12 protein-coding genes are annotated in these 20,583 nt (G+C 68.4%); all 12 read left to right on the forward strand.

The window, feature by feature from the left end:
- Window positions 1–3: 3 nt before the first annotated feature.
- The 12 genes from AC30QB_RS16235 (at window position 4) to AC30QB_RS16290 (ending at window position 20,582) form a co-directional block, all read left to right on the forward strand.
- Window positions 4–1,071 carry a phage late control D family protein gene (locus AC30QB_RS16235; protein WP_489547286.1) on the forward strand — a complete coding sequence of 356 codons (1,068 nt, stop codon included), beginning with the start codon at window positions 4–6 and terminating at the stop codon, window positions 1,069–1,071.
- A 15-nt stretch (window positions 1,072–1,086) separates the two neighbouring features.
- Entirely contained in the window at window positions 1,087–1,809 is a 723-nt protein-coding gene (locus AC30QB_RS16240) for a phage baseplate assembly protein V (protein ID WP_489547287.1), read from the forward strand.
- A 117-nt stretch (window positions 1,810–1,926) separates the two neighbouring features.
- Window positions 1,927–3,987 carry a hypothetical protein gene (locus AC30QB_RS16245; RefSeq protein WP_489547288.1) on the forward strand — a complete coding sequence of 687 codons (2,061 nt, stop codon included), beginning with the start codon at window positions 1,927–1,929 and terminating at the stop codon, window positions 3,985–3,987.
- Window positions 3,988–4,090: 103 nt separating this feature from the next.
- Window positions 4,091–4,477: a GPW/gp25 family protein gene (locus tag AC30QB_RS16250; protein ID WP_489547289.1), complete on the forward strand. Its 387-nt coding sequence runs from the start codon at window positions 4,091–4,093 to the stop codon at window positions 4,475–4,477.
- A gap of 24 nt (window positions 4,478–4,501) precedes the next feature.
- Window positions 4,502–6,811, forward strand: a complete 2,310-nt coding sequence (locus AC30QB_RS16255; RefSeq protein ID WP_489547290.1) for a baseplate J/gp47 family protein — start codon at window positions 4,502–4,504, stop codon at window positions 6,809–6,811.
- On the forward strand, window positions 6,811–9,837 hold the full coding sequence (locus tag AC30QB_RS16260) for a phage tail protein (protein ID WP_489547291.1): 3,027 nt from the start codon (window positions 6,811–6,813) through the stop codon (window positions 9,835–9,837). Before AC30QB_RS16255 ends, AC30QB_RS16260 begins: the two co-directional genes overlap by 1 nt.
- A gap of 58 nt (window positions 9,838–9,895) precedes the next feature.
- A complete protein-coding gene (locus tag AC30QB_RS16265) occupies window positions 9,896–11,416 on the forward strand; it encodes a hypothetical protein (protein WP_489547292.1) in 1,521 nt (506 codons plus the stop codon).
- Window positions 11,413–12,762, forward strand: coding sequence for a hypothetical protein (locus tag AC30QB_RS16270; protein ID WP_489547293.1), 1,350 nt, complete (start codon window positions 11,413–11,415; stop codon window positions 12,760–12,762). Before AC30QB_RS16265 ends, AC30QB_RS16270 begins: the two co-directional genes overlap by 4 nt.
- Before the next feature lie 12 nt (window positions 12,763–12,774).
- Window positions 12,775–13,542, forward strand: a complete 768-nt coding sequence (locus tag AC30QB_RS16275) for a hypothetical protein (protein ID WP_489547294.1) — start codon at window positions 12,775–12,777, stop codon at window positions 13,540–13,542.
- Between the two features lie 19 nt (window positions 13,543–13,561).
- Entirely contained in the window at window positions 13,562–16,528 is a 2,967-nt protein-coding gene (locus AC30QB_RS16280) for an outer membrane beta-barrel protein (RefSeq protein ID WP_489547295.1), read from the forward strand.
- 11 nt (window positions 16,529–16,539) lie between these two features.
- The gene (locus AC30QB_RS16285; protein ID WP_489547296.1) at window positions 16,540–18,513 is read left to right on the forward strand and encodes a hypothetical protein; all 1,974 of its coding nucleotides are present in this window, start codon (window positions 16,540–16,542) and stop codon (window positions 18,511–18,513) included.
- On the forward strand, window positions 18,510–20,582 hold the full coding sequence (locus tag AC30QB_RS16290) for an ATP-binding protein (protein WP_489547297.1): 2,073 nt from the start codon (window positions 18,510–18,512) through the stop codon (window positions 20,580–20,582). The genes AC30QB_RS16285 and AC30QB_RS16290 overlap by 4 nt, the downstream gene beginning before the upstream one ends.
- The last annotated feature ends 1 nt before the right edge of the window (window position 20,583 follow it).

Below are 20,583 nucleotides of genomic sequence, written 5' to 3' on the forward strand. Positions count from 1 at the left end.
CTCATGTCTGCCAGGCCCCCTGCACCGCTCGAAGCGTCGCGCCCGTCGATCGAGATCGACGGCAAGCGCGAGGACACGCTGTCTGCCGGCCTCATGACGCTGGACCTCATCGAGTCCAGCGAGGGCCTGGCGCGTTGCGATCTCAGCTTCGGCAACTGGGGCGGCGAGAGCAAGGGTGGCTTTCAACTCTTTGACCGCAAGCTGCTCGACTTCGGCAAGTCGATCGCCATCAAGGTGGGGCCTGACTTGCTGTTCAAAGGCGCGATCAGCGCGATCTCGGCGCAGTTCCCTGAAGGCAAACCACCGCAAATCGGCGTCTGCGCGGAAGACCGCCTGCAGGACCTGCGCATGACGCGGCGCACCCGCAGCTTTGCCGACGCGACGCTGTCAGACGTACTGAACCGCATTGCCGGCGAGCACGGCCTGCAAACGCAGATCGACGTCAGCGGTGAAACCTACAAGCACCTGGCGCAGGTCAACCAGAGCGACCTCGCCTTCATTCGCGATCTGGCGCGGCGCGAAGACGCGCAGATCTGGATCGACGACATGAAGCTGAAGGCCGCGCAGCGTGCGCGCCGCGAAGCGCCGTCGCTGGAGCTGGGATACGCCGGCGAGCTGCGCGAGTTCCATGTCTGCGCCGACCTGGCCCATCAGCGCACCAAGCTGGTCGGCTCGGGCTGGAGCGTGGCCGACAAGCGCGCCGCCAAACACGAGGCCGACGAGGCCGCGATCCGCGCCGAGCTGAACGGTGCGCCCAGCGGCGCACAAACCCTGCAACAGGCATTCGGTGCGCGGGTTGATACCTTCGCGCATGCGATGCCGGCCGTAGACGCCGAGGCGCGCGCCTTTGCCGAAGCGAGCTTTCGCCACATGGCGCGGCGCTTCATCGTCGGCCACGGCGTGGCTGCGACAAAACCCGAGCTGCGGGTGGGCGCCAAGCTGAAGATCAAGGGCGTGGGGCCTCTGTTCGAGGGCGATTACACGGTCACCGAAGTGCATGTGCGCTTCGATGCGAAGAAGGGCTTGCGCACCGAGTTCTGGTGCGATCGGCCTGCCATCGGCCAAAGCTGAAGGGCGACACAAAACATGCGCGTCGTCGACCTGCCTCCCTTCGAGCAACTGCTCAACGAACGTGTCCCCACCGGGTGGGGTGGGCGCTGGTACGGCGTGTGCACGGCGCTGGTGATCGACATCGCAGACCCCGACAACCAGGGCCGCGTGAAGATCACCTTGCCGTGGTCGCCCGACGCGAGCGGCCAGCGCTACGAAGCCTGGGCGCGGCTGGCTACCCTGTTCGGTGGCAACAAACGCGGCAGCTGGTTCGTGCCCGATGTCGACGACGAGGTGCTGGTGTCGTTCGAACACGGCGACCCGCGCCGGCCTTATGTGCTGGGCGGCCTGTGGAACGGCCAGGATGCACCGCCCGAGACCATGGACGGCGCTGGCAGCAACGACAAGAAAGTGATCTGCTCGCGCAACGGCGTGAAGATCACCCTCGACGACCAGGACGGGCAGGAGTCGTTCAAGGTCGAAACCCCCGGCGGCCAGAAGATCACCCTGAAAGATGGCCCGGGCACGGTGACCATCGAAGACAGCAACGGCAACTCGGTGAAGCTTGAAACCTCGGGCATCACCGTGACGGCCTCGGCCAAGGTCACCGTCAACGCCAGCATGGTGGCGGTGAGCGCCGGCATGGTCACGGTGGATGCCGGCATGTCCAAGTTCTCCGGCACGGTGCAGGCCGACACCGTGATCTCCAACACCGTCATCAGCGCTTCGTACCTGCCCGGTGCGGGCAACATCTGGTGAGCCCGCGATGAGACGGGAACTCACCATGTCGCCAGCAGCCCGAGCGCTCGGCCGCCCGAAGCCGGGCTGCGTCCCCCCGGGGGACCGGCTGCGGTACCCTGCAGACGGGGGGCTGTCATGAATCACCCCGTGATCTGGCAAACGCCGCAGCCTTTGTGGTCGCGATTCGGCAGCACGCCGGCCGCCGGCGCCACGGCGCCTGATCAGGCCACGCCCGCGATTCTTCGCTTCGACAGCGACGAGTTCATGGAGCAGATGCTGGCCGCACTGGAGCGCGAGCCCGCCAGCCTGGGCGAGCGCATCGCCCGCCCTGAAACCTGGCGCCTGCCGAGCGGGTCACCGGCCGATCTCATCGAGCGCATGCCGCTGCCGCGCATGGCCAAGTCGCTGGCCCGCCTGCGGGTGGATCAGGCGCCGCGTGCGGCGGTGGAGCCCAGCGCGTCGGTCGCCGTGGTGAAGGAAAACGAGGTCCAGCGCAGCTTGCCGCTCAAGCTGTACCAGGCCGCCCACCAGCGCTACTACCTGGTCGCCGCCAACTTGGTGTGTGCCCTGCCGGGCTTGCCCGATCGCGCGCTCGCCACCGGCGGAAGCGAGCAGGTCGGCTTTGTGCTGCGCCGCATGCTGCCGCCGGTGCCGGCGATTCCCGGCGTCGATCGCGCGGAGCACGCGTTCGTGAAAGACGCCTCCGGCGCGCGCTGGCAACGTGTGGGCGATACGGCGGGCCAGTTGGTTGCGGGTGAGGAGCTGCTGCCGCTGTTCTCTATGGGATTCAGCGCCGAGAACGGCCGCTCGCGGCGCCTGCACGCCGGCATGGTGCCGGTGGGGCGGCGTGAGGAGTACATGAGCACCCGTGCGCAAACGTCTGTCAGCGCTGATGCGGGCGTGGCGGCCACGCCCAGCCCCGTGGCCACGCGCAAGGAGCAGTTCAAACTCGACGTGAGCGAGCCCTGGAAGAACATCGTGCGCTCGGCGATCTACGCGCGTGCGCGCATCGTCGATCCGGGCGACGGCAGCGGCAGCGTGGCGGAACTCACCGCACAGCGCAGCACGCAGGCGACCCAGGCCAACCAGCAGGCGCTAGGCCAATCGTGGCTGGTGTTGCTCGACTTTGCCGACTACCTCGCCACGCACCTGCCGAAGGTGTGGGCCTGTGTCGAGACACCAGCACTCGGCAGCTCGCTCAGCGGCACGCCCAGGGCCTTGTTCGATTGGCTCAACAGCAACGAGACGCGGCCGAGTTCGGCCTGGACCGGGCTGGCACTCTCAAACATCACCTTGCGCGATGCCTTGCAGCGCATACGCGGCGCGCGCGCCGCTCTGGAGGGCGCCACCGCGCTCTATCCCGACCCGCCGGGCAGCGGCCTGGCTTGGCCCAATTTCAGCTACCTGCTGGCCGGCGTGCGTGGCACCGGGCTGGTCTACAACGCCGATGGGCTGCAGGTTTCGCTGGCGGCCAAGTCGGTGGCCACCGATGTGCTCGACCTCGACGCCTTGTCGCCCAACCTGACGCCGGTACAGGCGCAAGCCGAAGCGGCGGCCTCCGCGATCGACAAACTGGTGCAGATGGTCGTCACCGCCATCGACCTGACGCAGCCCGCCCAGCCTGCACCGCCGCTGCCGTTTGCGGCGCGGCTGCGTGATGCCTTTGCCACCACGCAAGGCGACGAAGGCTGGTTCGTGATGCGCTGCGCTTATGTGCGTTGCGATTGCGGCCCGCTGCGGCCCGCCGTGCTCAGCGCACCGACCAGCCGCTTCCAGCTGGCGAGCTTCTTCGACAGCGATGCACCGGCCCGGCCGATCCGCATTGCCTTGCCGTTTGACACCACCCCCGCCGGCCTGCGCAAGCACAACAAGAACGCGGCGTTTGTGATGTCTGACGTGTTGTGCGGCCAGGTGCAGCGCGCCAAGGGGCTGGGCTTTGTGGATCTGGTGCGCTCGGTGTTGCCGTGGCCTCTGCACAAGGACCTCGATGTCGGCGGCATGGGGCCGTGCCAACAGAGCTCGCCGCAGGCGAGCCTCGGAATGATCTGCTCGCTGTCGCTGCCCATCATCACGCTGTGCGCACTGATCATGCTGATGATCATCGTCAGCCTGCTCGACTTCATCTTCCGCTGGATGCCGTACTTCGTGATGTGCTTTCCAGTGCCCAAGCTCAAGGGAAAGAAGGAGTCGACATGAAGCGCTTCTGCATTCTTCAGAAGCGCCCGGCGCCGGGCCGCCCCAAGGCGGGTGACGCCCCCTCGGGGGGGCGGCTGCGGTGCGCCGCAGACGGGGGGCGGTCATGAGCATCTTTGGCAAAAGCATGTCGTTCCCGCCGCGGGTCGGTGTGGATGGGCGCTTTGTCTGGAGCGCCGGCGAGACCAACATCCGCGAGTCGATTGCGGTGATCCTGAAGACCGAGCCGGGCGAGCGTGTGGGCGTGCCCGACTTCGGTGCCGGCCTCGCTCGCTTTCTTTTCGAGCCCAACAACGCGGCCACGCATGCGCGCGTGATGGACGCGGTGAAGCGCGCCCTCGCGCGCTGGGAGCCACGCCTGAGCGTCGAGTCGCTCGACATGGCGGCCGACCCGAGCGATGCCGAGACGGCGCTCCTGACCATCACCTACAAGCTGGTCGCGACCGCCTCGCGCGAGCGCATCACGCTGAACATTCCCTTGGCCGCGAACTGACGCCTCGACGTTAAAGAGCCCACGATGCCGATCACGCCGCCCTCACTCGACGACCGCCGCTTCACGCAACTGGTCGACAGCACGCTGGCGCGCGCCCGCGTGCACACGCCGGAGTGGACCAACTTCAACCAGAGCGACCCCGGCGTCACGCTGGTGCAGCTGTTTTCCTTCCTGACCGAGAACCTGCTGTACCGCGCCAACCTCACACCGCTGCGCAACCGCGCCAAGTTTTTGCAGATGCTGCGTGTGCCGCTGGCCGCCGCCTCAGCCGCCAACGGCCTGGTCGCCATCGCCAACGAGCGGGGTATTCCGGCCGTGCTGACCTTGCCGTCCGATCTCGAACTGCGCGCCGGCTCGGTTCCGTTTCGCACCCAGCTCGGGCTTGATGTGCTGCCGCTGGAGTCGCGTGTGTTCTTCAAGCGCAAGCTCTCAGTGGCGGCGCAGTCGGCCCAGCTGCTGGACTACTACCGCCTGCTCTACGCCTCATACCAGCTGCCGTTTCCCGACGACGTGACGCTGTACGAAACGGTGGCGCTCGACCCGCAGGTGGTAGACAACGTTGACCTCAATGCCGAGACCGTCGACGCGAGCCTGTGGATCGCCTTGTTGGCGCGCAAGAACGACACACCCGACATCGGTGACGATCCGTGGAAGACCCTGCGCGACCGGATCGGCGGCCGCACGCTCACGCTCGGCCTGGTGCCCGCGCTCGATGCCGAGTCGGCCGTGTTGACCCCCGCTGGCAGCGCGCAGCCGCGACAGCTGCTGCGCTTCGAGCTGCCCAACGTGCTGGCCGATGGCCGCGTGGCGCGCGATGCGAGTGACCGCCCGGCGCCCAGCTACCGCCAGCTCGAGCCACGCACCGATGTCGATCTGCTGTCAGTGCCCGGCGTCGTGCAGCTGGCGCTGCCAGGGGCGGCGCAATTGCAGATGTGGAAAGACGTCGATCCGCTGGAAGGTGGTGTGGGCGACATGCCGCCCACACTCGACGACCCGGCGCTCGGCGCTCGCGTCGTCACCTGGTTGCGCGTGCGTGCCGATGGGGCCGCGCAGGCGCGCATCCGTTGGGCCGGCATCAACGCCACCCCGGTGCGCCAGATCGAGCGCATTGAAGCCGAGCCGCTGACCGACGGCGATGGCACACCCGACCAGGCGCGGCGCCTGGCGCGTGCACCCGTGTTGCCCGGCACCGTGGTGGTCAGCACGCGCGTGGGCAGCGAGACGGTGCAACGCTGGCAACAGATCGATGACCTCGGCGCCGCCGCGCCTGAGGTGCCGGTGGGCAACCCGCGCTCCACCGCGCGGGAGCAGCAGGCCCCCAGCGCCGGCCTGACCGAGGTCTTCGAGCTCGATGCCGAGGCCGGCGAGTTGCGCTTCGGTGACGGCTTGCGCGGTCGCCGCCTGCCGTTGGGCGCGCGTGTGTTCGCGTCGTACGAGTTCAGCCAGGGCGCACAAGGCAATGTGGCCGAAGGCGCGATCACCAGCGCGCCGCAGTTGCCCTCGGGCTTTGCGGTTTTCAACCCGGTGCAGACCTGGGGCGGCGCCGATGCGGAGAGCGTGGCCACCGGCGAGAAACAAGTGCGCCGCTATTTGCAACACCGCGACCGGCTGGTCAGCGTCGACGATTTCGAGTCGATCGCAGCGCGCACACCGGGGGTGCAGATCGGACGCATCGAAGTGCTGCCCGCTTTTCACCCCGACCTGGTACCCAACGAGCCCGGCGCGGCTCCGGGTGTTGTCACCCTGATGGCGATCCCGCAGTTCGACCCGGGGCAACCCGACGCGCCGCGTGCCGACCGCTTGTTCCTCAACGCGCTGTGCCGCCATCTCGACCCGCGCCGCCTCGTCACCACCGAGCTGGTGGTGCGTGGCGCCAGCTACAAGGGCATCTGGATTTCAGTGGGCATCGAAGCGGCCGCCGGCTTTGCCATCGCCGAGGTGGTGGAAGCGGTGAAAGCCCGCTTGCGCGCGGTGCTGGCCCCGGTCGGGCCGCAGGGCAATGTGCCGCGCGACACGCCTCTCTTCACGCCACGCCGCACCGACCCGGCACGCGGCTGGCCCTTGCGCACGGGGGTGGCGAGCCGGGTGCTGCTGGCCGAGGTGGCGCGTGTGCCCGGTGTCACCTCGGTGTCTGACGTGCTGATGGCCGAAGGGCTGCGCGCCGCCGCCGACGTGATCGAGATGACCGGGTTGGAGCTGCCGCAGGTGCTGGGCATCTCGGTGGTGGCCGGTGAAGCGCTGCCGCTCGACGCCTTGCGCGGCGGTGGCAGCACGGGTGGTACCTCACCCGCACCGACCCTGCTGCCGGTGCCCATCGTGCCGGAGACCTGCTGATGAAAAACGTCAACGGCTCCCGCTACCACCTGCTGCTCGGCGAAGCAGACTGGGGCCGCAGCGTCGAGAGCGACGAGGCGGGTGCACTGACGCTCGCCGCATGGTGGGCCCCGCAGGGCAGCCCGCAGCTGCCGTTGCCGCCCAGGTTGCCGGCGTGGGACGCTCAGCGCAAGGAGCTGACGCTGCGCCCGCGCGCCATTGAGCTGCCCGCCACCGCCACGGAGGTGCCGCTCACGCTGGAGGCGCGCCGCGGCGCCGCGGCCGATCGCCACGGCAACGTCTACCGCATTGCCGATGACAAGCTGTCACTGCGCGTCACCTCGGTGGGCAGTGGTGTCGAGACCAGCTTCTGGCCGGCTGAACCGTCGGACTGCACGCTTAAGCGAACGCAGGAGCGTTTGGCCTTCGAGCTTCACGCTCGGCCGGTGGTGGTGCTGCCAGTTGGCTACCTGGCCATGGCCGTGACACACGACGACTACCTGGTGGTGGCCTTCCAGCGCGGTGACGATCGCGGCCTGCTCAGCTTCGACCTGATCGCCGGTGGCCAGCCGCTGGAAACCCTGTGGCCGGCCGCCATCGTGTTCGCACCATTCGACATGGCTGCCCGCGAGGGGGGTGGCGTCTGGGTGCTGGACCGCAACAACCTGCGCCTGTGGGAGCTCGACTGCACGCTGTCGGTGGTGCTCAGCGGCCAGCCCTCGCAAGAGCTGCAGCCCGAGGTGCTCGACGACTTCCAGCCCGATGCGGGCCCGCAGCGTGTGCACGCGGCGGTCAGCTTCCCCGGCGGCCTGGACCTCGGGGCCAGCCCCGGGTGGGTCATCGACCCGATCGCGGTGGAGCCGGGTGTGGACGGCAGCGTGTGGCTGCTCGACCGAGATGCACCCAACCAACGCTCGCGTGTGCTGCGCCTGCGCCGCGACGGCGACACCTGGCGCCACGACCCCTCGGCCTGGCTCGACACGCTGCCCGCTTTGGCGCACGACTTCGTGCACGCCGCCGCGCCGCGCTGGCCACAGGCCGACGAGGCGCCGGCGCGGCAGCTTTTCGTCGCAACCGAGGTCGGCAACCAGGTGCATGCCTTCGATGTCATCGACGAAGCAATCGTCTTCGAGCTGCACGCAGTGCCCCAGCTCTACCCGCTGCGCCGTTATGCCGGCCGCGCGCTGATCGCGGTGCGAGGTGATGGCTGCTACGACAGCGGCTTCACACAACCGGTGTGGACACGGTTTGTGCATCAGCCGCGCACTCGCTTCGAGCCCACGGGCGAGCTGGTGACCGAAGTGTTCGACAGCGGTGACCTGGGCACCACCTGGGACAAGCTGCTGCTCGACGCCGCCCTCCCTGCCGGCACCGAGGTGCAGGTGTGGAGCCGCGCCAGCGACGAACGCGACGACGGCTTCTCGTCGCCCGCGAGCGAGGTGTCACAACTGGTGGGCGGCTGGAATGCCGAGCCGGCCTTGCAGCTGCGCTTGAATGGCCCCGAGCTGCCCTGGCTGCGCCACGAGGCGATGCGCGCCACACGGCGCGAGGCCGGCGTCGGCACCTGGGAGCTGCTGCTGCAACAAGCGCAGGGTCGCTTCCTGCAACTCAAGCTGAAGCTCATCAGCCACAACGGCAGCGGTACACCGCGCCTGCGCGCGCTGCGCGTGTGGTCGCCGCGTTTTTCGTACCCGCAGCGCTTTCTGCCCGCGGTCTACCGCGAAGACGACACAAGCGGCGAGGCCGGCGGCAACTTCCTGGAGCGCTGGCTCGCCAATTTCGAGAGCACGTTGACCGAGGTCGAAGACAAGGTGGTTCACGTGCAGCAGCTGTTCGACGCGCGCAGCGTGCCCAGCGAAGCGCTCGCCTGGTTGGCCGAGTGGTTCGACCTGGCGCTCGACCCGGCCTGGGACGAACGCCGGCACCGCTTGTTCGTGCGCCACGCGATGGATTTTTTCCGCTGGCGCGGCACCGTGCACGGCCTGCGCATGGCGCTCGAGCTGGCCTTCAACCCGTGCTTTGACGAACTGATGTTCGACGGCCCGCGTGTACAAGACAGCGGCCCGCGCCGCATCCGCATCGTCGAGACCTACCAAACGCGTTTGATCGGCGCCCTGGCCGCAGGCGACCCCGGTCTGGCCGCCAGCCAAGGGCCGCGCGTCATCGTGACGCAGGCGAGGTGGACGCCCGCCGAAGGCAACGCCGGGCTGGCCGATCGTTATGCGGCCTGGCTGGGCCGCAGTGCCACGCCGACCGAGCAGCTCACGCCGTTTTCGCTGGTGCCGCCATCGGATGCCGAAGCTCAAAAGACCTGGGCCGCGTTCAGCGAGGCCGCGCTCGGATTCGTGCCCGCGGCGGGCGCACAAGAGCGCAGCCGATGGCAAGGTTTTCTCTGGGCGCGCCACGGCAGCACCGAGCAACTCAACGCCGCGCACGGCAGTGCCTATGCCGGCATTGCGGCGGTGCCCTTGCCAGCCGACATGCCCGCCAACGCAGCGGCGGCCGCCGACTGGCTCGCCTTCTGCGAACGCAGCGATGGCGCGTGGGCGCGCGCGCGATGGCAAGACTTTCTGGCCCGCCGCTACCGCCGCATCGAGCGCCTCAAGGCGGCGCATGGCACGGCCTGGGCGAGCTTCGATCAGGTCGCCCTGCCAGATGCGCTGCCGATCTCGCAGGCCGCACAAACCGACTGGTGGCAGTTCGAGGGCCAGTTGCTGGCCATGCACACGAGCGCGCACCGCTTCTCGGTGCTGCTGCCGGTCGACAGTGTTTCGGCCGACCCCTACGAGCTTGAAGAACGGCTGGGTTTGGCGCGCCGAATCGTCGAGCTCGAAAAACCCGCACACACGGTGTTCGACGTGCGCTTCTATTGGGCCTTCAACCGCGTCGGCGAAGCCCGGCTCGGCATGGACACACAAATAGGCGCGGGCAGCCGCGCCCCCGAATTGATCCCCGACGCGGTGGTGGGCCGGGCTTACATCGGCGCGAGTTTTGTCGCCGGGCCGCCGCGACCGAACGCGTCAGACCGGCGATTGCTCGCCTGCTGAACCAAACAAGAGCCACACGAGTACGACATGACCTTCACGACAAACCGAGGAGCACGCCATGGGCTGCTGCAATGAACCGGTAAGCACGCTGTCGGGCACCGCGCCCGACCCCTCACAGCACGTCAACTACGCGCGCGGCATGGTGCTGGGTGTGGACGACTTCACCCAGGAGTTCACTTACCTGGCCGAGCGCGACCAGTGGCTGGCGCGCGACGCCATCGGCTACGGCACCGTGGCTGGGCTGCGAGTCTTTGCCGAGAACGACGGCACCGAGGGCCCACGCCTGCACGTCACCGCCGGCTCGGCGCTGGTGCCCGGCGGCAAACACGTTTGTGTGCCGGCCGATCAATGCGCCGTGATCAACCTCTGGCTGGCCAAGCCCGAGAACGCCGCCATCGTCAACCGGTTGCTCAACCCGGTGTCGCCGCCGGTCTCACCGCCTGTGTCGCCACCGATCTCGCCGCCGGCCGTGACCCAGGGTGCGATCTCGCTCTACCTCACGCTGTGCTACGCCGACTGCCGCACGCGCCCGGTGCCCATCCCCGGCGAACCCTGCCGCTCCGAAGACGAGCTGATGGCGCCTTCACGCATTGCAGACGACTTCCGCCTGCAGCTGCGCGAGTTCGCCCCGGTGCAGACCGAAGAAGACGCGGTGCGCGATTTCGTGCGCTGGCTGCGCGCCAACCTCGACATCGTTGACGTCAGCCCGCCGCCTACCAGCGAGGCCGATTGGGTGGCCGGGCTGGTCGAGGGTGCCCAGCCCTGGCTGGATGCGCAGGTGGCCTCGCCGCCGCTGTCGCCCCCGGCCTCGTTTACCACCCTGGGCGACTACCTGTTTGACTTGGCCGCACCGTTGCAGGTCGGCCGAGGCAGCGTCTGCGATTTCCTGCGCGTGGCCACCCGTTTCTGGGTCACCCGCCTGCGCCCGCTGTGGATGGCGATGCGTTGCCACAGCGCGCAACAAGCCGACATCGACTGCGTGCTGCTGGCACGGGTCGGCTTCGAGGTGCAGTGGATCGGGGGCTCGCCCACCGGTGCGTGGCAGATCGCTGGCAGCCCGCCGGACATTGAGGTCGACGAAAGCACGCGCCCAGTGCTGGCCCACCTGCGGCTGCTGCAGGAGTGGATGTTGTGCGGCTGTGATTGCGCCTCCGACGCGGTGGCTGCTGCGGTTGCGAGCCCTCCCGTGCCGCCGCCGGCGCCTGCCGCTCCGCCCCAGCCCATGCCCATGCCCATGATGCTGGCGCGCGGGCCGATGCGTTTGCCGCTCGCCACCACCAACAGCAGCTTGACGCTGGACGACGCCCACTACTACGTGTTGGCTCGCGATGCCAACACACTGACCATCACCTTGCCGCCATCGGTGCCGGCCAACGAAGGCCGCGTCTACGTGGTCAAGAACATCAACGTGGCCACCCTCAGCGTTCAGCCCGACACGACGGTGGGCGACACGCTGGACGAGCTGGCGGCGATCAACGTGCGCAAAGGGCGCGCGGCCACCGTGATCGCCGATGGCGCTGGCCACTGGTACGAAGTTGGCGACGGCAGTGGCAGTACCGGTACGCGGAGGCCGTCATGAGTGGAGAGGCTTTACAACTGCAGGAGCCGCTGAAGGAAGGCGGCGTGCGCAGCGTCAACTTTTTCAATGGCCGGCTGCTGACCAGCAAAGACCTGTCGCGCGAACAGCAAGCTCGGCACGAGTGGGACGCGCGCTTGGGCCAGGCCATCGGCGAGGGTGTGGCCTTCGGGCTCGAAGCGGCGCGCGACGCCGACCTTGACACCGCGGCCGCCCCGGTGCTGCGCATCAAGGCCGGCCTCGCGCTCAACCGCGCCGGCCAGACGCTGCGGCTGAGTGTGGACACCAGCGTGGCGCTGACGCGGCGCTTTGACGGTACAAGCGGCTCGGCCTGCGACTGCGTGTTCGCCAACTGCAACCCGCTGGGCGACGGCACCTACGTGGCCGGCGCCGGCGTCTACCTGCTGACCATCGCACCGGCGCAGCTCGGCGAAGGGCGCGCACCGACCAACGGGCTCGACCCGGGCAACGTGCGCTGCAACACCGACGTGACGGTCGATGGTTTGCAGTTCCGCCTGCTGTCGATCAACCCGCTGCGTTATGTCGATCTCGACTTGGGGTCGCCGCAGTTTCGCAACCGGCTTGCGTACCGGTGTTTTGGCATCGTGGCGCGCGAGGCCGCGACGATCGACCCGTGGACCAACGACCCGCCGCGTTATGGGCTCATCGACGAGTTGCGTGACCTTGGCCTCTCAGATTGCGACGTGCCCCTGGCGCTGGTCTATTGGACGGCCGGAGGCCTGCAGTTCGTGGACACGTGGGCCGCGCGACGCATGCTGCTCGCACCCGATGCCTTGTCGGGCTACGCGTTCCAGCGCCCACAGCTGAATGCCAACGATCTGTCGTCCTTTGCCTTCCAGGCGCGCGCTCGGCGGCTGGTCGAGGCGCACGCGATGTGTGCGCAGTTCCAACAGCACTTGGGCGACCTGCTCGTCCAGACCGCATCGCCGACCGCGGTGATGGCGGCGACGCATTTCCGCTACCTCCCGCCGTTCGGCATCGTGCCGCTTCAGGCGTCACCGCTGCGCGGCTTCCACGCTCCGGGGTTTCTTTCAGGCATCGTGCACCGGCCCGCACCGGGTCTGGGCCAGGACATCCCCTTCATTGATACGCGCCTGCTCGGCGCCTTGCAACAGGAGGCGTTGGGCCACGCGCCGGTCGACCTCACCCGCAGTGAGTTCATCTGGGTGTACCGACCCTGGCAGAACGTACGGGCGGCCAGCGAAGGTGAATCGGTGCAACCGATGCTGGCGTTCGCAGGCGGCCTGCTGCCCGACATGGCGCAGGCGCGATTCGACATGGCGCGTTTCGATTTCAGCAACTTCGCGAGCTGCTGCGGCGGTTCGTAGCAGGAGGCCAACATGGCAACAATTTTGGATACGGTTCGGCCCGGCGATGTGATCTCGTCGGATCTTCTCAACCGCATCATCGGTCTGCTCAACGAGCACGATGCGTTGCTGTCGGGCGGGGGGGGCGGTTCGCCCTCCGTGACACTGATCACCGGCTTCTCTCCGCAGCTGCAGCAGAACGTGGGGCGCAACCTCACGATCTTCGGCAACTTCGACTTCCCCCTGGCGACGAATGCGCTGTCGATCGACAGCGTGCCGATCTCTCCAGCCGCTTTCCTGGCCGGCAGCAACAACCTGCAGCTGATCGTCACCGTGCCCACCACGATCTCGGTGCCGCCGGCGACCACGAGGCCGGTGCAAGTCCGCATCGTCAACAGCAAGGGCACTGACCAGCGCGCCTTCACGCTGCTGCCGGAAGTGCCCGGACTCCCCAGCCCGTCGATCAACGATGCGCGCGACACCAATACCAACCTCACGACCTTGCGCTCGGAACGTGAGGCTCGCATCACCGGGCTCAACTTCGTCGCGCCGGCAGCCAGCAATGAGGTCGTGCTCACGCTGAATCCGGGGCCGAGCCAGCGGGTCTTCAACCTCACCGCCAAGGCCGGATCTCTGATCCAGCCTTCGCCGCTGCAGTGCACTCTTGTCGTCGACATCCCTGCAATGCAGGACTCGGACGGCGTCGCTGTCGGCGATTCCGGACCCGCGACCATCACGGTGACCGTGACCGGCGCGAATCTGCCAGCAACCCGCGGTGTCTCGGTCGAGCGCACGGCTTAAGAATCCCAAGGAGAGAACCATGCAATACAAGAGACTTCATCCGATGCGGACGGTAATGTGCCGCCTGCTTTGCGGGCTGGCCGCGGTGATGGCCTGCGCCGCCGCGAACGCCGTGCCGGTGCCCAGCTTCCAGATCAACGTGCCACAGCGAACCAACCCGCAACTGCAGATCTCGGCGCTCAAGATCACGCTTCAGCTCGACAACTCGGCCAACATCGCATTGCAGATCAGCGAGGCGACGAGTGGCACGTTGGCCACCCAATCGATGGTGCTGACCAATGCCAACAACGATTGCTTTGCCGGCAGCGTCTGTTTCTCCAACCTGCCCAACACGCCGGCCGGTGCAGCGCAGGCAGACCGCGTCACGGTGATCAAGCCAAATCACACCGGCGCCGACCCGGCCTCGTCGGCCAACAACAAGGTGGTGCTGCTGCTGCGGCTGCGCTCCAACATCGACGAAGCGGGCGGATGCCTGTCCACGATGAATGCGCCCGAAAGCTGGACCGTCAGCGTGGTAGGGGGTGCCGCGCGCATCACTGGCGTGTCGGTGCAAAGCCTGGACAAGAACACCACCGGCGCGGGGAACCCGGCTTGTGGCACCTCATTCAGGCCGATCCCGCTCAACGATGGCCCGCATGCCACTGTCGTCGGTCAACCGCAGATCCTGGCGGGCGGCCGCGTCGGCGTCGATGCGGTGATGGTGCTCGACCGCTCCGGCAGCATGTCGAGCGCGGTGAGCAGTGCGCCGGGCGCGCCGACCAAGATGGCCCGCCTCGGCGAAGCCACGGACACCTTCATCGACATGTGGGCCGCGCTGCGTGCGAACGAATGCACCAACTTCGCGGTGAACTGCCCTGCGCAGGGCCCGTTGCCCGGCATCCAGGCGCCTGTCGACCGGCTGGGCGTCGTGTTTTTCGATGACAACTTCAGCTGGCTCAAGACCTTGCGGCCCGCTTCGGCGATCGACGGATTGAAGGACTTCAGCACGCTGAACCTCGCCAACGAGAAGACCGAGATCAAGGCCGTTGGACCCAACGGATCGACCTCGATCGGGGGTGGCCTGCTGCTGGCTGCACCATCGCTGGCACCGTTGCCCTCGGAACCCAACCGAAAGGTGGTGCTGCTGATGACCGACGGCTACCAGAACACCGCCCCGCTGGTGCAGGTGACCGGGCCGCAAGTCCAGACCACAAGCGGCGGGCCTGCGGCGTCCCTGCCCAACCAGCCACCGACCCAGATCTACGGCGTGACGGTGGGCGCCGGCGTTGCCGTCGATCCGACCATCAACCAGCAGGTCTCTGCCGCAAGCAACGGCTTCTACCTCAATACCGAGGACGACGCCTCCATCCTGCCCAACCTGTTCGTGCAGGTGCTGCAGAACGCGGTCAAGTTCAGTTCCGTGGAAACGCTACGTGTTGTCAAGGGCGTGACCCGTTCGACGGCGCCGTTCACCACGCAAGTGCCGGTCGGGAGCGGCATGCACAGCCTTGCGTTCAACCTCAACTGGAACGGCCGGCGGGGGCCGCTTCGCGTGCGCTTGACCCCACCGGCTGGAACGCCCATCGACTTTTCGCCCACGACCGCCACCCGGCCCGGCATGCTGGTTGGCAACCTCGCCTTCCCGCGCCAGGGCGTGACCGCGAGCGCCGGCCTGTGGACGGTGACGATCACGCCCCTGAGCAGTGACGCGGGCGAGGTTGCGTTCGACTTCTCGTTGCTGGGCGATGACACCACTGTCAACTCGGCTCTCGCCACTGCACCCACACAACCGGTCGTGGGTGGCTCGATCAAGCTGACGGCGCAGATCAACGACCTTGACCAGAAGCTGCTCGGGCTAAACGGCCAGTCGGGTGCCCAGGTCCAGGTGTTCGTGGTGCGTCCCGGCAGCAACCTCGGTGATGTGTTGTCCGATACAGCGGCAGCACCTGCGCCAGCCGGTACCGACTCCGGCAACGAGGCACAGCGCAAGCTGGCCGCCATCCTGGCGGCCAATCCGAATGCGTTGATCAAGGCCAGCGACATCGTCACGCTGCGCGACGACGGCAGCGCCGCCAGCGGCGACAGCTCAGCCAACGACGGGGTCTACAGCGCGCTGGTGCCGGCCGACTTCGAGGGGCACTACAACTTCGTGTTTCTAGTGCAGGGCCGGGCCGAATCGGGCGGCGGCTTCATCAGGCAGGCGATCCGGACCGTGCACGTGCGCTCCATGCCGGCTGGAGGCACCACGCAGTACGCCACCAGTGTGATCGGCACACTCGACGCGCGGGCCTTGCAGGTCATCGCGACGCCGCGCAACCTGCGCGGCGGCAAGATGGGGCCGGGCTGGGCCAACTATTTTTGGTTCGCAACACCCGGCCGGCCAGCCGTCAAGCCGGTGGACAACCTGGATGGCAGCTACACCGCGCGCATCCCGTTCAGCGGCAGCACGCCGCCCCAGGTGTCGCTCCACTTCCTGGATCAACCGATATCCCGTCCCGACAGCTTTCAGGCTCAGCCAGCGGACCTGACGCCCGTGAACACCGTCAAGGCCGATGTGGCCGGCGGCGGCGGCCGCTACGCCATCTGGGGCGGCCTGGGCATCGCCATCCCCCACGGCAGCTTCTCCAACACCTACGACAAAGGCCCTGCGTTCACCCTCGGCGTGGAGCGAGAAATCACCAGCAGCCTGTCGGTCGAAGCCACCTTGGGCACACACCGCTTCCGCGGCAAAGGCGCTGCGCCCGACATCGACGCCACGGTGCTGGGCCTCAACGGCAAGTGGTACTTCACGCCACAGCCGACGCGGTTCTTCGCGACCGCAGGCCTGGGCGCGTATGCCTTCAACCCGGGCTCGACCCGGCTCGGGGTGTCGGCCGGCGTGGGTGCGCAGTTTCAGCTGACGCCGCAGTGGTCGCTGGAAGGCCGCTACGGGCTTCACGCGGTGAGCAACAACTCGCCGCTCAGCATGCACTCGACGCTGCTGTTCGCGGCACGCTACGCCTTCTGAGCAGAGCACACATGCCGCTCTTGCACAGCCACGGCGCCGCGCTGCGCAGCGTGCGGCTGCACAGCGCCGGTGGCGACCCGCTGCGCGCGCGCCAGCGCCTGGAGCGTGCGCTGGCCGATGTCGATTGGTCGCCACCCGGCCTCGCTCCGCAGGCGCTGCTGTTCGTGCGCCGGCTGGTGGCCGATGCGCGGTGGGGCGTGCGACCCGCCAGTGAGGGCGGCTCTTTCGGGCATGGCGTGTCGGCTGCACTGCGCGAGCGCGCACGCTCAGCGCGCCGGCCCTGGCTGCATGAGGATGCGGCCGAGGCCGAGGCGGTGTGCTTTGCCGACGAGGCCGAGCTGGTGGCCTGCCTGTTGCGTGACTGGGTGCAAGGCGCTGTAGCGCAGCGCTGGTGGTGGCACGGCGTGATCGGTCGCCTTGAAGTGACACGCTGGCTGCGTGTGCAGGTGCTGGCGCATGGCGAGCGGCTGGTGCCCGCGTTTGCCCTGTTGGCCGAGCGCGGTGAGGTGGTGGCCTGCGTGGCCAAGCTCGAAGACACTGATGCGGCGCAAGCGCTGCGCTCCGTGCAGCGTGCTTATGGTGTGAGCGAGTGGGCCGGCCCCGCTGGGCCCATGGGGGCGGTGCCCGAAGGTGTGGTGGCACCAACGCCTGAGTCGACCGCGCACGCCGAGCCCTCAGCTGCCCCAGCGTTTGCAGCGAGGCGATTGCTCTCGCTGGTGCCGGAGCTCAACTCGCCGCTGCTGCGGCCGGCGCAGCGCCGTTTGCTCGCGTTGGCCTTGGCGCTGGTGCGTGCGCCCGCCTGGGCCCGCACGCCGGAGTGGATGACGGCGCTGCACGCTGCATTGCCGGCGGCAGGTGTCGAGGCCGGGGTGCAAGCGCCACCCGCCGCGCCGCCTCTCGTGGAGCAACAACGCGCCGCTGCAGCGGCACCCCAAGCGATCGAGCCTGTCGCGATGAACGTGGCTGATGGCACGCTCGCCATGCCAGAGCGCGGGCGGCATCGGCGGGCTGCCGAAGATGCCACCCCGCAGGCACCCGCACTGCGCGCGGCGCCGGCCTTTGAAGACGACCCAACGGCTCCTCCCAACGCGCCGCCGGTCGAGGCAGCACAAGACTTCCTGCCCGAACCCGAGCCGCAATCCGCCGGGTTGCCGGCGACGGCATCCGTGACCATGCCCGCGCGCTCAGCGACCCCCACACGCAGCCGCCCATCTGCCGGCACGCCTCGTTCGAATGTGTCGTCTCGCACCCTGCGCACCCGCTACGGTGGTGTGTTCTACCTGCTCAATGCGGCGCTCGCGTTGCGGGTGTATGGCGACTTCACGATGCCGCGCACACCCGGCCTGGCCTTGTCGCCCTGGGACCTGCTGGCCTGGACCGGCCGCGCCTGGTTTGGCGATGACTTTGCGCAAGACCCGGTGTGGGCCTTGTTGGCCTCGCTGTCGGGGCGCCAACCCCGCACGCCGCCGGGTCGCGGCTTCATCGCTCCCACGGGTTGGGAACTTGACTTAAGCTGGCTCGCTCCCTGGGGCCACGTGGATCGCCTGCAGGTGCATGCCAGCGCGCAGCGTTTGCGCGTGTTGCATCCGCAGGGTTTCGCGGTGTTCGACGTGCCGCGCGACCGCGTGTTGCGCCCGCTGCAACAAGCGCGTGCGCTGTGTGGTCAGCACGGGTTGTTGCGCTCGGCCGCTCTCGTTCGCGCTCGCGCGCCGATGGCACGTGTGCCGCGGGCCGAAGCGGCGCGCTGGTTGCACCACTGGCTGGCTTACCTGAACGCGCGCCTGCACCACACGCTGGGCGCGGGCGTGAGCGAAGCGCCGGCGTTGCTGTGCTGCCATGACGCGGTGGTGGAGGTCGGTACCGCTGCGGTCGACGTGCACCTGGCGCTGGCCACCTTGCCGCTGCCCATTCGTTTCGCCGGCCTGGACCGTGACCCAGGCTGGATCCCCGCCGCCGGGCGCTCCTTGATGTTCCGCTTCACATGAGCAGCTGCAACTTCACCGACATGGCGCACACGCCAGCCCAGCACTTCCGCCTGGTGCTCTTCGGCGTGATCGCGCGCATCACTGCGCAATGCACGCCGGGCGGCACGCCGGCTGCCTTGTCGGCCCACCCGTTCCTGGGCGACTACCAGGCCGAGATTGCGCCGCACCTGGAGGGTGATGCGCCACCGTGGCAACAGTGGGAAGCCAAGGTCGCGCAATGGGAGCATGGCAGTGAGGCACACCTGCCCCTGCGGGCGCTGCGCAAGGCGGGCCTCGGCCCGCTCGAACTCGAGCTGCTGCTCGCCGCCGGTCTGATCGAAGAAGACCCGCGCTTCGGCCAGATCTTCGAGCCCTCGGCGCGCGAGCATCGGCGCCCTAGCTTCGGTCTGCTGCTCGCGTGGTGGAGACTGGGCGACGATGGCATCGACCGGGCCGAAGCCGTGCGCCACAGCCTGCTCGAGCTGCTGCGCACCGGGCTGCTGCAGGTGCTGAACCCGGACGCGCCTCGCCCCGAGTGGCTGCTGTCGGTGCCGCATTCGCTGTGGGACGGCCTGCGGGGCGACGCGCCGGCCCTGCGCTGGTTGAAGCACCACCCGCATGCATCCTTGTGCCCGTTGGAGGCGTATGTTGCCAGTGCCGAGGTGCAACAAAACTGCGCCGCGCTGCCGGTCTTGTTGGGCGCCCACGCCGACCATGTGCTGCTGGTGCGCGGCCCGCTGCACAACGGCCGCAAGACGCTCATCGGTGGCGTGGCCCACGCGCTGGGCAAATCGGTGTTGGTGGCCGAAGCGCTGGTGTTTGAAGACGAGTCGAACTGGCGGCTGCTGGGGTTGCTGGCCGTGCTCTTGAATGCCGTGCCGGTGGTCGATTGCGATCTCACGCCGGGCGAGACCCGCAAACTCGCACCGCTGCCGTTTGCCGGCGCTCCGCTGTGCGTGGCCACCGGCCGCCACGGCGCGTGGTCCAGCGCTGAGGCGCGGGCCATGCTCACCATTGAGTTGCCCTTGCCCGACCCGGCGCAGCGTGTGCAGCACTGGCGGTCGGTGTTGCCCGAGCAGGGCGAGCAAGCGCTGCTGACACTGGCCGCTGCGGCGCGGCTGACCAGCGGCAACGTGCGGCGAGTGGCCAAGACCTCGGCCGGGCTGGCCGCGTTGGCTCGTCGTGACGCGCTGAGCGCAGCCGATGTGCAGCAGGCGTGCCGCGTGCTGCAGTCGGCACGCCTGGAAACGCTGGCCACGCGCCTGCCCGGGCGCGGCGGGCTGCACGAACTGGCGGTTGACACGCCCACGCGCGACGAGCTGGAGGCGCTGGCAGCGCGCTGCCGCTTTCGCGAACAGCTGGCCGCACGCAGCCCGGGCATGGCGCAGGGCAACGTCGGCGTGCGCGCGCTGTTGGCCGGCAGCAGCGGCACCGGCAAGACGCTGGCGGCGCGCCTGCTCGCATCCACCCTCGGCAAAGACCTTTACCGCGTCGACCTGTCGGCCACCGTCAACAAGTACTTGGGCGAGACCGAGAAGAACCTGCACCACGCTTTCTCGGCCGCTGAAGAGTTGGACGCCGTGCTGTTGCTCGACGAAGGTGATGCGCTGATGGCCAGCCGCACCGACGTGGGTTCCTCCAACGACCGGTACGCCAACCTGGAAACCAACTTCCTGCTGCAACGCATCGAGTGCTTCGATGGCATTTTGCTGGTGACCACCAATGCCGCCGAGCGCATCGACAAAGCCTTCTCGCGCCGCATGGACGTGGTGATCAACTTCCGCCCGCCCGACGAATGGCGGCGCTACGACATCTTGAAGCTGCACCTGGGCAGCGAAGCCCTGCCGGGGCAAACGCCGGATGAGATCGACGACGACTGGTTGCAGCAGATGGCCTGCCGCTGCGCACTGACCGGCGGCCAGCTGCGCAACGTGGTCTCGCATGCGCGCTTGCTCGCACTGCAAGCGGGTGGCGGCATGCGCACCGAGCACCTCTACGCCGCCTTGCAGCGCGAGTACCGCAAGACCGGCGGCACCTGCCCGCTGCGCCCGGCCGACGTGGCGCGGCGCAGCGTACCGACACCGGCCTGAG

Origin of the sequence: Rhizobacter sp., from assembly GCF_046595475.1 — a bacterium.
Lineage (GTDB): Bacteria > Pseudomonadota > Gammaproteobacteria > Burkholderiales > Burkholderiaceae_C > Rhizobacter.